Raw genomic sequence first — 12,795 nt, forward strand, 5'->3', positions numbered from 1 at the left:
GAAGATCACCCTGGATCAGCGGATCCGCAGCCGACGCATGAGCTTCAGCCCGGACAGCATGCTCTCGACGTACTTCTCGTAGCCCTGTCCGGGCCGCGGGCCCATGACCTGCTTCTTCAGCACGGCCAGGTTCTGCCCGTCGGTGTACTTGAGCAGGCCCTGGTCGCCGTGGCGGGCGCCGACCCCGGAGCTCTTCACGCCACCGGACGGCGTTCCCTTGGCGGCGAACGCGGTCGCCAGGATGTCGTTGACGTTCACGTTGCCGGACTCCAGCCGCGCCGCGACCGCGCGCGCGGCAGCGATGTCCCGGCTCCAGACCGAGGCGTTGAGGCCGTAGTCGGTGTCGTTGGCCAGCTCGACGGCCTCGTCGACGGTCCGGTACCGGTGCAGCGCGATCACCGGGCCGAAGGTTTCGGTGACGCCGCAGAGCATGTCCTTCGTGACGCCTTCGAGGATCGTCGGCTCGAAGAACGCCGGCCCGAGGTCGGGGCGCGGCTTGCCGCCGCACAGCACGGTCGCGCCCTTCGCGACGGCGTCGTCGACGTGCTCCTTGACGCGGCGCAGGTGGTCGGGCGAGACGAGCGAGCCCATGTCGGGCCCGAAGTCGTAGGCCGCGCGGACGTCCAGCGCGCTCGTGGCCTTCACGAACGCGGCCTTGAACTCGTCGTAGCGGGACTCCGGCAGGTAGATCCGCTCGATGTGCATGCAGATCTGGCCGGTGTTGCCGAAGGCGCCGAAGATCGCGCCCCGCACGGCTTCGGCGATGTCGGCGTCGTCGAGGACGATCATCGGGTTCTTGCCGCCGAGCTCCAGGCAGCAGCCGATGAGGTTGCGCCCGGCCCGCTCGCCGATGACCCGGCCGGTGGCGGTGGAGCCGGTGAACATCACGTAGTCGGCTTGATCGATCAGCGTCGGGCCGACGTCGGGACCCTCGCCGCAGACGACCTGGAACAACCCTTCGGGCAGGCCGGCCTCTTCGAGCATCCGGATGCCGTAGAGCGGCGAGAGCGCCGTCTTGTTGTCCGGTTTCAGGACGACCGCGTTGCCGGCCATCAGCGCCGGGATCGCGTCGGAAATGCCGGTGGCGAACGGGAAGTTCCACGGCGCGATGATGCCGACGACGCCCTTGGGCTGCCGGACCTCGGTCGACGACGTCAGCAGCGGCACCGGCCCGCCGCGTTTGGTCGGCGCCAGCAGCTTGGCCGCCCGCCGCAGGTAGTGGCTCATCACCATGGCGGGGTCGCAGGTTTCTTCGATGGCCATCCGCCGGTTCTTGCCGCTCTCGACCTGGATGAGGTCGGTGACGGCCCGCGCGCGGTCGACGAAGAGCGCGTGCGCCCGCTTGAACACCGCCAGCCGCTGCTTGAGCGGCGTCGCTGCCCAGCTGCGCTGCGCCTCGCGGGCGGCGGCGAACGCCTGCTCGATGTCGGACGGCGTCGACTGCGGCAGTTCGACGAGCGCTTCGCCGGTGTAGACCTCGGTGAGCTGCCAGGTCTCGCCGGACGAACCCGGCACGCGGGCGACGAGCTGCTTCAAGAACTCGTCGGTCACGGACGCCGGGCGGGTGAGCTGAATCGGCGTCACGGTCACGATGCGCTCCCGAGCACGAGCCGAGCGCCCATCTCGCCGATCATGATGGCGGGCGCGTTGGTGTTGCCGCCGGTGATCGACGGCATGATCGACGCGTCGCAGACCCGCAGGCCTTCGACGCCGCGCACCTTGAGGTCCGGGCCGACGACGGCCAGCTCGTCGACGCCCATCCGGCAGGTGCCGACGCCGTGGTAGACCGACGTCGCGCGGTTCAGGATCGCGTCGCGCAGCTCCTGGCCGCGCAGGTTCGTGCCCGGGTGGATCTCCTCCTTGACCGCGCCCTTGAACGCCTTCGACGCGAAGATCTCGCGGACCATTTCCGAGCCTTCGCCGAGCACTTCGAGGTCGGCCGGGTCGGAGAGGTACTGGAAGTCGATGAGCGGTGCGGCCGTGGGATCGGCGGAGGAAAGCCGGAGCGTGCCGCGGCTCTTGGGGTAGATCAGCGTCGTCAGCACGGTGAGCGCGGGGCGCTTGTCGACGTCGTGCCGGATCGGCGCGTCCTGGTTGGGCGAGACGTACGCCCACGGCAGGAGGTGCAGCTGGAGGTCGGGGACGGCGTCCGCCTGCGACGTCCGGAGAAACGCGACCGCCTCGAACACCGAGTTCGCGAGGAACGTCGTGCCGGGCTTCAGCAGCTCGCGGGCGAGGCCGCGCGCGAAGTACGGCGCCGAGCCCTTGTTCTTGCTGGAGGACACGTGGAAGGTCAGGGCGTGGAACATGTGGTCGTGCAGGTTGTCGCCGACGGGCAGGTCGGCGAGCACGTCGATGCCGTGTTCCTTCAGGTGCTCGGCGTGGCCGATGCCGGACAGCATGAGCAGCTGCGCGGAGCCGGCGAACCCGGCCGAGAGGATGACCTCCTTGCCGGCGCGGATGGTGCGTCGCCGGCCGCCGTCGACGACTTCGACGCCGGTGGCACGGCCGTTGGCGAAGAGGACCTTCTCGACCAGCACCCCGGACTGGAGCTGGAGCGTCGGCGGCGCGAGGTGGTGGATGTAGCCGCGTGAGGCGCTGTAGCGCAGGCCGTCGGCAGCGTTCTGCTGCATCCGGCTGACACCCTCCTGCGACTCGGCGTTGTAGTCGTCGAGGATCTTGCACCCGAGCGCGTCGGCGGTGGCGTCGACGAACTGCAACGACCCTTCCTGCGGGTTCTTGGCGCGCGTGACCCGGATCGGGCCGCCCGCGCCGCGGAAGGCGTTCTCGCCGTCCTCGAAGTCCTCCATCCGCTTGTAGGCGGCGTTGACGCTGTCGGCGTCCCAGCCGGTGTTGCCCTCGGCGGCCCACGAGTCGAAGTTGGCGCGGTTGCCGCGGACGTAGACCATGCCGTTGATGGAGCTGGAGCCGCCGACGACCTTGCCGCGCGGCACCGGCATCCGGCGGTCGAGAACGTGTTTCTGCGGCACGCCGTAGTAGCCCCAGTCGAACGGCTTCTTGAGCTGCGGCACCGCGTGCATCGGGCCCACCAGCCCGGGCTTCTTGATCAGCAGCCGCTCGTCGCTCTTGCCGGCTTCGAGGACGATCACGCTGGCCCCGGCCTGCGCCAGCCGGCCCGCGATCGCCGCCCCCGAGCTGCCCGACCCGACGACGACGTAGTCGGCCTCGTCGCCGCGCGGCGCCCTGTTCGCCATGTCCGCTCCTCGGTCCCGCCTGCCACAAACTGTAACCTGTTCTAGTTTGCTCACGGTATAGCGTCGCCGCCTCGGAGCGCAACGGGCACTCCTGCGGCCCGGCCGCGGTCAGAGCCCTCGCCGCAGCGCGTCGGCCGCGCTCGCCAGGTCCGCGCGGACCGCGCGCGCCGCTCTCGCCGCACCCTTCTCCTGGTGTCGCCGGAGACTCACGGCGTAGACGTTCCACAGCTCCGTGACCGCCGCTGCCGTGATGCGGGCGATCGGGTCGTCCGGGGTCGTGCCGCGGCGGGCGGCCAGGGCCTCGACGGCCGCCTCCGTCAAGCGGTCGTGGGCCTCGCGGTGGTGCGCAACCAGCGCCGGGGTCGTTCGGACCAGCTCGCCGAACCGGCGGACCTCCGCCCAGCCGTGCCGCCGCGCCGCGGCGACGAGGAAGTCCAGCTCCGCACCCAGCACGGCCAGGGCCGCGTCCAGGGGCGGGGTGTCGGCGAGCCGCGCGCTCAGCACCTGCACCTGGGCGTCCCAGCGGTCGGCCAGCAGCGCTTCCTTGCTGCCGAAGTGGTTGAACACGGTCTTCTCCGTGACCCCGCACGCCCGCGCGACGTCGGCGACGCGCACCGCGTCGAACCCGCGCTCCAGGAACATCCGGGTCGCCGTGTCCGACAGCTGCTGCCGCAGTTCGCGCTTCCGGCGCTCCCGCAGCGTCTCAGGCTTCAGCACCAGTACACACTACAGCAGGAGTACTGTTTACAGTGACTGTAACGAACGGAGACACCCATGAGCGAGTTCGAGATCGTCCGCCAGTACCCGCAGCCCCGCCCCCGGGTCTGGCGCGCCCTCACCGACCCGGCCCTGGTCCCGCGCTGGACGTCGACCGGGCGCGGCGGCCGTCCCGAAGGGTTCACGCCCGAAGTCGGCACGCGGTTCCGGTTCGTCGGGCGCCCGGTGCCCGGCTGGGACGGCATCGTCCGCTGCGAAATCCTCGCGGCCGACGCCCCCGAGCTGCTCAGCTTCAGCTGGCGGAACCAGGAAGCCGACCGGCCCAGCACCGTGACGTACCACCTCGACGAGACACCGGCCGGGACCCGCCTCACCTACCGGCACACGGGGTTCCGCGGCGCCGGCGGCTTCTTCATGGCCCGGCTCCTGCACCGCGTCCGGCGCCGGATGCTCACCGAGGGCCTGCCGGGCGTCCTCGCCGACAGCGGCTGGTGACGGCTACGAAGCCGGCGAGCGGTGCCGGGAGACGTAGTCGTTGACGAGCCCCGCCGCCGTGTGCGCCCCGTCCACGGTGACGACGAACGTGCTCCCGGACCGCAGCCGCAGCACCAGGCCGTCCCCGGCCCGCACCACCACCGCCGTCCGCGTCGGCCGCCGCCGCCAGCCCCAGCCGCCGTAGGCCAGTGGCACGATCCGGTCGGAGCGGGCCTCCGCGATGTCGGCGTAGCCCCAGGTCCGCCGCGGCCACCCGAGCAGCCCGGCCCGCACGCGCACCCCGGCCGGCCCCACGAGCACCCGCACGGACGAAAAGAGCAGCGCCACCAAGGAGATCAGCAGCCCACCCCACCACAGGCGCGCGTCCCCGAGCACCGCGGCGACGGCGGCCGCGACCGGCACGGCGGCCACCACGAGGAAGTTGTGTGCGGTCCCCGACCAGACGGCCCGCTCGTCCGGGCCGAGCCCGGCGGACGGTGCGGTCCCCGCGAGCGCCGCCGGTTTCGCCGGCGCGAGCCACCGGCCGGCGGCGACCGCCACCAGTCCCACGGCGAGGATCCCGACGGCCACGGCCCAGTTCACCGGGCGGGCCCGCTCCCACGACGTCACGTCGAGATTCGCCCACAGCCCGGCCGAATGCGCGGCCAGGAGGATGCCGCCGAGGCCGTAGACCCCGGCCGCCGCCGCGGCGTCCCTGACCACCGCCGCCCACCCGACGCACCAGAACGCCGCCACGCCCGCGGTCACCAGCCACCCCGGCGCGTGGCCGTTGGGCACGCCGTTCCACGTCCAGTGCACGGCGATCGAGTCGGGCAGCCGCGCCGCCAGGACGAGTGCCGGCACGACGATCGCGAGCAGGATCACCGCCGGGATCGCGTACCGCGTGAGCGTGGGCCTCATCGGACCTCCTCGATCAGCGCGACCAGCTCGCCGCGGGGGATGCCGAGCCGCCGCGCCTCGTCGAGCAGCGCCCGGATCCGGTGGTGCAGCTCGGCCCGGTCCAGCCCCGCGGCCAGCACGGTCACCCCGCGCCCGCGCCGCATGGTGACCAGGCCTTCGTCCGCGAGCTGGGCGTAGGCGCGCAGCACGGTGTGCATGTTGACCCCGAGTGACGCGCCCAGCTCGCGCGCGGCCGGCAGCCGCTCGCCGACGGCGACCTCCCCCGCCGCGAGCGCGTGCCGCAGTCCCGCCGCGATCTTCTCGTGCAGCGGCGCGGTGTCCCGGTCGTCCAGCCTCAGTAGCATTGTTCTACAAATACTAGAACAAGTCAGCACTCACCGCCAGCGGGTGACCATCATTCAATTCGGCACCGGTTCCGGCTCCGCACCCAGCACGCCGTCGGCGAGCCCGGCCGCCAGCGCCCGCAGCGCCGCGTCCAGGTACACCGTCAGGTCGGCATCGGCGCGGGCGGACCACCGGTCATACGCCGCGCGGCAGGCCGCGAGCACCGCGCGCCCCACCACCAGCGGGTACAGCGAGTCCTCCGGCTGCCCGGACCGGCGAGCGGCGAACGCGCTCACCGCCCGCTCCCACGCGTCGTAGTGGATCGCGGCGCTCGCGGCCAGGTCCGGCACCGTGCTCAGCAGCGTCATCCGGCGGCGCAGCTCCGGCACGTCGTCCGCGCGGTAGTGGTTGGCCGCCAGCACCGCGCGGCGCACCGCCTCCAGCACCGGCAGGTCGGCGGGCATGTCGGCGAGCAGCCCGCGGATCGTCTCGACCTCGGTGTCGAACTCGTTCCAGAGGACGTCGGCCTTGGCGTCGTAGTAGCGGAAGAACGTCCGCCTGCTGACGCCGGCCGCCGCGGCGATCTGGTCGACGGTCGTCTCGTGGAAGCCCTGCTCGCCGAACAGCCGCAGCGCGGCGAGCTCGAGCTCCCGGGCACTGGTGCCCGGCGGGCGGCCCCGGCGGTTCGCGGGCCGGGCGAGGACGTCATCGGTCATCCGGGTGCCGTTTCGTCGGAGGCCTTGATTATTGACACGGGGTGACACTACTCTCCCCCCTATTCGACACTCAGTGCCGAAAATCATCACTGCCGAAGGAGTCAGGATGAGCGAGAACGCTGCCGCTGAGCCCGACGAGGTCGTCGCCGAGGAACTGCTGGTCGAAGAGGTCTCGATCGACGGCATGTGCGGTGTCTACTGAGGACTCGCCGGCGGGCTTCGACCTGGACGGCGCGTGGCGCCTCGACGACCGGGTCGCGATCCGGCCCGAGCGGTTCGGCGCCCTGCTGTACCACTTCGGCACCCGCCGGCTGTCCTTCCTGAAGAGCCCGGCGCTGCTGACCGTCGTCCGGTCGCTGGCCGAGCACCCGTCCGCCCGCGCCGCCTGTACCGGCGCGGGAGTCGGCGCCCCGGAGCTGCCGCGGTACCGCGCGGCGCTGGCCGCCCTCGCCGCGTCGCGGATGATCCAGCCGAGGAGTCGCTGATGTCCCTCGTGGACGAATTCCAGTACGGGCTCGACGCCCCCATCTGCCTCACCTGGGAACTCACCTACGCCTGCAATTTGTCCTGCGTGCACTGCCTTTCCTCGTCCGGACGGCGGGATCCGCGCGAACTGTCCACAGTGGAGTGCAAGGCGCTGATCGACGAGTTCGAGCGCATGCAGGTCTTCTACGTCAACATCGGCGGCGGCGAACCGACTGTGCGCCCGGACTTCTGGGAACTCGTCGACTACGCCACCGAACACCACGTCGGCGTCAAGTTCTCCACCAACGGCGTGAAGATCACCCCGGAGGTGGCACGCCGGCTGGCCGCGAGCGACTACGTCGACGTCCAGATCTCCCTCGACGGCGCCACCGCCGAAGTCAACGACCCCGTCCGCGGCCCCGGCTCCTACGCCACCGCGATCCGCGCGATGGACCACCTTTCCGGCGCGGGCTTCGAGAACTTCAAGATCTCGGTGGTGATGACCCGCCACAACGTGAGTCAGCTCGACGCGTTCAAGGCCATCGCCGACCGCTACGGCGCCCAGCTGCGGATCACGCGGCTGCGCCCGTCCGGCCGCGGCGCGGACACTTGGGACGAGCTGCACCCGACCGCCGCCCAGCAGCGTTCGCTGTACGACTGGCTGGTGGCCCACGGCGAGAACGTGCTGACCGGTGACTCGTTCTTCCACCTCGCGGGCTACGGCGACGGCGGCCTGCCCGGGCTGAACCTCTGCGGCGCCGGACGCGTCGTGTGCCTGGTCGACCCGGTCGGCGACGTCTACGCGTGCCCGTTCGCCATCCACGACACCTTCCTCGCGGGCAACGTCCGAGACTCCGGCTTCGCGCGTGTCTGGCGGGAATCTGAGCTGTTCACGTCGTTGCGTTCGCCGCAGAGCGGCGGCGCCTGCGAGTCGTGCTCGGCGTTCGACGCCTGCCGCGGCGGGTGCATGGCGGCGAAGTTCTTCACCGGCCTGCCGCTGGACGGCCCGGACCCGGAGTGCGTGCGCGGCCACGGCGAACCGGCGCTCACGGGCGTCACGAGCGTGCCGAAGCCGTCGCTCGACCACTCCCACCGGCGGCGTCCGGTGCCGGTGACCATCGGGATGCGCCGACCGCCGGAGCGCGCCTGCGACGAAAGCCCGCTCGCCGGGTTCCGGCGCTGACCGTGCGGCTCGCGGACCTGCCCTGGCCGGACGTCGCCTCGCGGGCGGCGAACGGGGCGATCCTGGCCGTGCCGGTGGGCGCGACCGAGCAGCACGGCCCGCACCTGCCGCTCTCGACCGACACGGACATCGCGCTGGCGCTGTGCGACCGGCTGGCCTCGGCGCGGCCGGACGTCCTGGTGGCGCCCGCCTTGGCGTTCGGGTCCAGCGGCGAGCACGCCGGGTTCGCCGGGACGCTCTCTATCGGCCAGGCCGCCACGGAGCTGGTGCTGCTGGAACTGGGCCGATCCGCGGCGGAGACGTTCACCCGGCTCCTGTTCGTCTCCGCCCACGGCGGAAACGCGGCGCCGGTCGCCCGTGCCGTCGCACGGCTGCGGGCGGAGTCCCGCGCCGTCGAGGTGTTCCAGCCGCGCTGGGAAGGGGACCCGCACGCGGGACGCCCGGAAACCGCGCTGCAGCTGGCCTTGCGGCCCGCGCGCGTGCGGATGTCCCAAGCGGTGGCCGGAGATCGGCGGCCGTTGGGTGCGGTGCTGCCGCTGCTGCGGCAGGGCGGAGTCCGCGCGGTGAGCCGGACGGGCGTCCTCGGCGACCCGACCGCCGCGACGGCCGCGGAAGGACGCGTGCTGCTGGACTCGCTGGCCGCTCAGCTGGTGTCGCAAGTGGAGGGTTGGGCATGACCCCGCGAGGACACGCCACGCATCGCACCATCATGTCCCTTGTGGACAGTAGATCATGAACCCGCGCACCGCACTCGTCACCGGCGCCGCCCGGGGGATCGGGGCTGCGACCGTGCGGCAGCTGGCCGATCGGGGGTACGCCGTGCTCGCGGTGGACGTCGCCGCCGATGATCCCGCGCTGCCCTATGCGCTGGGGAGCGAGGCCGAGCTGGCCGCCGTCGCCGAAGAGACGGGCGCCCGGGCGTTCGTCGCCGACGTGCGGGATGCCGCGGCACTCGCCGCCGCGGTGAGCGAAGCCGAACGGCGGTGGGGCGGGCTCGACGTCGCCGTCGCGGCCGCCGGGGTGATCGCCGGGGGCGTGCCGCTGTGGGAGGTCCCGCCGGAGCAGGAGGACGCGGTGCTGGACGTGGACCTGCGCGGCGTGGTCAACCTGGCGCGGGCGGCGATCCCGGCGTTGCTGCGCCGTCCGGAGCCGAGGTCGGGCCGGTTCCTCGCGGTCGCGTCCGCCGCCGCGACGCGCGGGTTGCCGATGCTGGCGGCCTACTGCGCGGCGAAGGCCGGGGTGGCGGGCCTGGTCCGCGCGCTGGGCGCCGAGCTGGGCGGCACCGGCGTCACCGCCAACGCGGTCAGCCCCGGCTCGACCGACACCCCGATCCTCGCCGAGAGCGCCCGGCTGTACGGCCTGCCCGGCGCATCGGATTTCGCTGCGCAGCAACCGATCGGGCGGGTGCTGGAGCCGGCCGAGGTCGCCCGGGTCCTGGTGTTCCTCGCGGATCCGGACAGCGGCGCGACGACCGGCGCGGTGGTGCCGGTGGACGGAGGGCTGGCCCTGTGACGCCCCCGCACGCCCACCTGATGATCGCCGCCCCCGGAGTTCGCGGGCTTGATCCGCAGATCAGTCGGTCGCGCGGCGACCTGCCGAACGGCGCCGCCGCCGGATTCCGAGCCAAGTCCGGCCCGGGTTCTCGGCACCTCGCCGACCCCGCCGAGCCCCATCCAGGCCCCGGCACCCCTGCGAAGCCCGGCCCGTGCCCCCAGCTGGCCCGCGTCCACGGAGGGCCGGTCCCATGACCACCACTCCCCTGCCACCCGGCTTCCGGGTCGTCCTCGACGCGGACACCAAGCGGCTCCGGGACGACCTCTGGTTCGGCGGCTCGCCCGCCCGCGTCCTCCGCCTGACCCCGGCCGGCCGGAAAGCCTGGCGGGAACTCGCCCGCGGCCCGATCGTCTCCGCAGCCGCCGGCGCGCTGGCCCGCCGGCTCACCGACGCCGGTCTCGCCCATCCCGTGCCGCCGGAAGCGGCCGCGCCCCCGGAGCTCACCGTCGTCATCCCCGTTCTCGACCGCCCCGGTCCCCTGGCCCGCTGCCTGGCCGCGCTCGACGGGCGCCACCCCGTGGTCGTCGTCGACGACGGGTCCGGGGACCCGGCCGCGATCGCCGCGGTGGCCGGCGCGCACGGGGCGAAGCTCGTGCGCCGGGACGTCAACGGCGGGCCCGGCGCTGCGCGGAACACCGCGCTGGCACACGTCTCCACCGAACTGGTGGCCTTTGTGGACAGTGACTGCACCGCAGGCGGCGACTGGGCCGGCCGGCTGGCGGCCCACTTCGCCGACCCTCTCCTCGCCGCGATCGCCCCCCGCGTCCGCGCCTCGGCCCCCGACACGGCCGCCGGCCGGTACACGAAGGCAGCCGGCGGGCTCGACCTCGGTGACCGGCCCGCGCGCGTCGCGCCGCGCACCCGGATGTCCTACGTCCCGACCGCCGCGCTGGTCGTCCGCCGGTCCGCCGTGCGCGGGGTCGGCGGGTTCGACGAGCAGTTGCGCGTCGGCGAGGACGTCGACCTCGGCTGGCGGCTGCACGCCGCCGGCCACCGGGTCCGGTACGCCCCGGACGTCCACGTCGACCACCAGGAGCCCACGACCTGGCGGGAGCTCCTCAGCCGTCGCGCTCGGTACGGCACGTCCGCCGCCCCGCTCGCCAGACGCCACCCCGGGAACCTCGCCCCGCTCGTCCTGCACCCGTGGCCGGCCCTGACCGTCGCCGCGGTGCTCGCCCGGCGACCGGTGATCGCGGCAGGCGGCTTCGCCGGGGCCGTCCTGAGCATGCTGAAGACGTTGCGAGCGCACGACATCCCGGCCGAAGGCGTGGTCCGCGCGATGGGCACCGCCGTCCACCAGACGTGGCTCGGCACCGGCCGGTACACCACCCAGTTCGCCGCGCCGGTCGTCGCCGCGCTGCTGGTGCGACCCGGGTGGGGACGGCGCGCCGCGGTCGCGTCGCTGCTGCTCGGGCCGCCGCTGACCCGGTGGTTCGGCGACCGGCCCGGCCTGGATCCCGTCCGCTACACCGCCGGCGCCCTCGCCGACGACATCGCCTACGGCACCGGCGTCTGGGCCGGCTGCCTGACCCACCGGACGCTCGGCCCGGTGCTGCCCGAGATCGCCTGGCGCCCGTTGCGCGTCGACAGCAAGGAAAAGCGAGGCCCCGCATGAGCGACACCTGGTTCGAATCCGTCGCCGAAGCGCAGCGGCGGGCGAAGAAGCGCCTGCCCGCGTCCGTCTACTCGGCCCTCGTCGCCGGCTCCGAGAAGGGCCTGACGCTCAAGGACAACCTCGACGCGTTCGACGAGCTGACGTTCGCGCCCCGCACCGCCGGGCAGTCCGGTGAACGCGCACTCGCCACCACGGTGCTCGGCCAGGACATCGCGCTGCCCGTGGTGATCTCGCCGACCGGCGTGCAGGCGGTGCACCCGGACGGCGAGGTCGCCGTCGCCCGTGCGGCGGCCGCCCGCGGCACCGCGATGGGCCTGAGTTCCTTCGCCGGCAAGCCGATCGAGGACGTCGTCGCCGCCAATCCGGCCACGTTCTTCCAGGTCTACTGGACCGGCGGCCGCGACGACATCCTCGGCCGGCTGGACCGCGCGCGGCGCGCCGGAGCGGCCGGGATCATCCTCACGCTCGACTGGTCGTTCTCCCACAGCCGTGACTGGGGCAGCCCGCACATCCCCGACAAGCTCACCGTCCGCGAGCTGCTGCGCTTCGCGCCCGAAGGCCTGGCCCGCCCGCGCTGGCTGCTGGACTACGCGCGCACCCGCAAGCTGCCCGACCTCGGCGTGCCCAACATGGCCGAACCCGGCACGCCGATCCCGACCTTCTTCGGGGCGTACGGCCAGTGGATGCAGACGCCCCCGCCGTCGTGGGACGACGTGGCCTGGCTGCGCACCCAGTGGGACGGGCCGTTCCTGCTCAAGGGCGTCATCCGCGTCGACGAGGCCCGGCGCGCGGTCGACGCGGGCGTCAGCGCGATCTCCGTCTCGAACCACGGCGGCAACAACCTCGACGGCACCCCGGCGACGATCCGGGCGCTGCCGGCGATCGCCGACGCCGTCGGCGAGCAGGTGGAAGTCCTGCTGGACGGCGGAATCCGGCGTGGCAGCGACGTCGTCAAGGCGCTCGCACTCGGCGCACGGACCGTCCTCATCGGCCGCGCGTACCTGTGGGGGCTCGCCGCCAACGGCCAGGCGGGTGTCGAAAACGTCCTCGACGTCCTGCGCACCGGCATCGATTCGACGCTGCTCGCCCTCGGTCACGGCAGCGTGCACGACCTGAGCCGCGACGACGTCCGGATCCCGGAGACGTTCCCCCGCGCCCTGGGCGCCGGGACCCGGAGTTCAGTGTGAGTGGGCCTCTTCCAGCGTCGCGCCGGCCAGCCGGGCCGCGACGCCGCGGCGGAAGTTCGGGCAGTCGTGGACGTCCTCGTGGGGGCAGTCCAAGCCGTGCGCGATCGCCGTGCGAGCGGCCTGGGCGCGGGCGATCCGGGCGTCCAGTTCGGCGAGCTTGCGCTGCTGCAGTTCGCGCCAGCCCGCCGCGGCCGACGTGCGCAGGCCCATCAGCGTCTTCAGTTCGCGCAGGGTGAACCCGATGTCCCGGAAGATCAGGATCTCGCCGACCAACTCGACCGCCGCGAGCGGGTAACGCCGCTGGCCCGCGACCCGGCCGGGCGCCGGGAGCAGGCCCTGCTCCTCCCAGTACCGCAGGGCCGAGGTGGCCACGCCGGTGCGGCGGGCCAGCTCACCGATCGTCAGCAGCTCCTCGGACATTTGA

Annotated in this window: 15 protein-coding genes; 8 read left to right on the forward strand and 7 right to left on the reverse strand. The window is 73.2% G+C overall.

Annotated elements, in window-relative coordinates; translation table 11 throughout:
- Nucleotides 1–15 precede the first annotated feature (15 nt).
- The 3 genes from OG738_RS38565 to OG738_RS38575 all read right to left on the reverse strand — a co-directional run bounded on the left by OG738_RS38565 (nucleotide 16) and on the right by OG738_RS38575 (nucleotide 3,932).
- Nucleotides 16–1,590 (reverse strand): succinic semialdehyde dehydrogenase, encoded by a 1,575-nt coding sequence (locus OG738_RS38565; RefSeq protein ID WP_329048458.1) that lies wholly within the window; start codon nucleotides 1,588–1,590, stop codon nucleotides 16–18.
- Entirely contained in the window at nucleotides 1,587–3,215 is a 1,629-nt protein-coding gene (locus OG738_RS38570; RefSeq protein WP_329048460.1) for a GMC family oxidoreductase, read from the reverse strand. The genes OG738_RS38565 and OG738_RS38570 overlap by 4 nt, the downstream gene beginning before the upstream one ends.
- Before the next feature lie 108 nt (nucleotides 3,216–3,323).
- On the reverse strand, nucleotides 3,324–3,932 hold the full coding sequence (locus tag OG738_RS38575; RefSeq protein ID WP_329048462.1) for a TetR/AcrR family transcriptional regulator: 609 nt from the start codon (nucleotides 3,930–3,932) through the stop codon (nucleotides 3,324–3,326).
- Between the two features lie 57 nt (nucleotides 3,933–3,989).
- Between OG738_RS38575 and OG738_RS38580 the strand changes: the two genes are divergently transcribed.
- Nucleotides 3,990–4,427: an SRPBCC family protein gene (locus OG738_RS38580; RefSeq protein ID WP_329048463.1), complete on the forward strand. Its 438-nt coding sequence runs from the start codon at nucleotides 3,990–3,992 to the stop codon at nucleotides 4,425–4,427.
- A 3-nt stretch (nucleotides 4,428–4,430) separates the two neighbouring features.
- Here OG738_RS38580 and OG738_RS38585 read toward each other — a convergent pair whose 3' ends face one another.
- Genes OG738_RS38585 through mftR form a run of 3 tightly spaced genes read right to left on the reverse strand, consistent with a single transcriptional unit; the run spans nucleotide 4,431 to nucleotide 6,367 of the window.
- Complete coding sequence (locus OG738_RS38585; RefSeq protein ID WP_329048464.1) at nucleotides 4,431–5,327, reverse strand: DUF1648 domain-containing protein; 897 nt, start codon at nucleotides 5,325–5,327, stop codon at nucleotides 4,431–4,433.
- Entirely contained in the window at nucleotides 5,324–5,671 is a 348-nt protein-coding gene (locus OG738_RS38590) for a GntR family transcriptional regulator (RefSeq protein WP_329048466.1), read from the reverse strand. The genes OG738_RS38585 and OG738_RS38590 overlap by 4 nt, the downstream gene beginning before the upstream one ends.
- A gap of 54 nt (nucleotides 5,672–5,725) precedes the next feature.
- Entirely contained in the window at nucleotides 5,726–6,367 is a 642-nt protein-coding gene (gene mftR, locus OG738_RS38595) for a mycofactocin system transcriptional regulator (RefSeq protein ID WP_329048468.1), read from the reverse strand.
- A 106-nt stretch (nucleotides 6,368–6,473) separates the two neighbouring features.
- Here mftR and mftA point away from each other — a divergent pair, with 106 nt between their 5' ends.
- From mftA to mftD, 7 genes are all read left to right on the forward strand, one after another.
- Nucleotides 6,474–6,569, forward strand: a complete 96-nt coding sequence (gene mftA / locus OG738_RS38600) for a mycofactocin precursor MftA (RefSeq protein ID WP_329048470.1) — start codon at nucleotides 6,474–6,476, stop codon at nucleotides 6,567–6,569.
- Entirely contained in the window at nucleotides 6,559–6,852 is a 294-nt protein-coding gene (gene mftB / locus OG738_RS38605) for a mycofactocin biosynthesis chaperone MftB (RefSeq protein ID WP_329048471.1), read from the forward strand. The genes mftA and mftB overlap by 11 nt, the downstream gene beginning before the upstream one ends.
- Nucleotides 6,852–8,015, forward strand: coding sequence for a mycofactocin radical SAM maturase (gene mftC, locus OG738_RS38610; RefSeq protein WP_329048472.1), 1,164 nt, complete (start codon nucleotides 6,852–6,854; stop codon nucleotides 8,013–8,015). The genes mftB and mftC overlap by 1 nt, the downstream gene beginning before the upstream one ends.
- A gap of 2 nt (nucleotides 8,016–8,017) precedes the next feature.
- Nucleotides 8,018–8,692, forward strand: coding sequence for a mycofactocin biosynthesis peptidyl-dipeptidase MftE (gene mftE / locus OG738_RS38615; protein WP_329048474.1), 675 nt, complete (start codon nucleotides 8,018–8,020; stop codon nucleotides 8,690–8,692).
- Nucleotides 8,693–8,747: 55 nt separating this feature from the next.
- The gene (locus OG738_RS38620) at nucleotides 8,748–9,527 is read left to right on the forward strand and encodes a mycofactocin-coupled SDR family oxidoreductase (protein ID WP_329048476.1); all 780 of its coding nucleotides are present in this window, start codon (nucleotides 8,748–8,750) and stop codon (nucleotides 9,525–9,527) included.
- A 232-nt stretch (nucleotides 9,528–9,759) separates the two neighbouring features.
- Complete coding sequence (gene mftF, locus OG738_RS38625) at nucleotides 9,760–11,184, forward strand: mycofactocin biosynthesis glycosyltransferase MftF (RefSeq protein WP_329048478.1); 1,425 nt, start codon at nucleotides 9,760–9,762, stop codon at nucleotides 11,182–11,184.
- Nucleotides 11,181–12,371 carry a pre-mycofactocin synthase MftD gene (gene mftD / locus OG738_RS38630; protein WP_329048480.1) on the forward strand — a complete coding sequence of 397 codons (1,191 nt, stop codon included), beginning with the start codon at nucleotides 11,181–11,183 and terminating at the stop codon, nucleotides 12,369–12,371. The genes mftF and mftD overlap by 4 nt, the downstream gene beginning before the upstream one ends.
- On the opposite strand, the gene OG738_RS38635 is transcribed toward mftD, so the two are convergent.
- A complete protein-coding gene (locus tag OG738_RS38635; RefSeq protein ID WP_329048482.1) occupies nucleotides 12,363–12,791 on the reverse strand; it encodes a MerR family transcriptional regulator in 429 nt (142 codons plus the stop codon). The genes mftD and OG738_RS38635 overlap by 9 nt on opposite strands.
- Nucleotides 12,792–12,795: the final 4 nt, after the last annotated feature.

It is taken from the genome of Amycolatopsis sp. NBC_01488, assembly GCF_036227105.1.
Taxonomy (GTDB): Bacteria; Actinomycetota; Actinomycetes; order Mycobacteriales; family Pseudonocardiaceae; genus Amycolatopsis.

Excerpts from the sequence above, each read along its gene's own strand:
- OG738_RS38635 (WP_329048482.1), bottom strand. The coding sequence starts at position 12,791 with ATGTCCGAGGAGCTGCTGACGATCGGTGAGCTGGCCCGCCGCACCGGC.
- OG738_RS38590 (WP_329048466.1), bottom strand. The coding sequence starts at position 5,671 with ATGCTACTGAGGCTGGACGACCGGGACACCGCGCCGCTGCACGAGAAG.
- OG738_RS38570 (WP_329048460.1), bottom strand. The coding sequence starts at position 3,215 with ATGGCGAACAGGGCGCCGCGCGGCGACGAGGCCGACTACGTCGTCGTC.
- OG738_RS38585 (WP_329048464.1), bottom strand. The coding sequence starts at position 5,327 with ATGAGGCCCACGCTCACGCGGTACGCGATCCCGGCGGTGATCCTGCTC.
- mftR (WP_329048468.1), bottom strand. The coding sequence starts at position 6,367 with ATGACCGATGACGTCCTCGCCCGGCCCGCGAACCGCCGGGGCCGCCCG.
- mftC (WP_329048472.1), top strand. The coding sequence starts at position 6,852 with ATGTCCCTCGTGGACGAATTCCAGTACGGGCTCGACGCCCCCATCTGC.
- mftD (WP_329048480.1), top strand. The coding sequence starts at position 11,181 with ATGAGCGACACCTGGTTCGAATCCGTCGCCGAAGCGCAGCGGCGGGCG.
- OG738_RS38580 (WP_329048463.1), top strand. The coding sequence starts at position 3,990 with ATGAGCGAGTTCGAGATCGTCCGCCAGTACCCGCAGCCCCGCCCCCGG.
- mftF (WP_329048478.1), top strand. The coding sequence starts at position 9,760 with ATGACCACCACTCCCCTGCCACCCGGCTTCCGGGTCGTCCTCGACGCG.
- OG738_RS38620 (WP_329048476.1), top strand. The coding sequence starts at position 8,748 with ATGAACCCGCGCACCGCACTCGTCACCGGCGCCGCCCGGGGGATCGGG.
- mftA (WP_329048470.1), top strand. The coding sequence starts at position 6,474 with ATGAGCGAGAACGCTGCCGCTGAGCCCGACGAGGTCGTCGCCGAGGAA.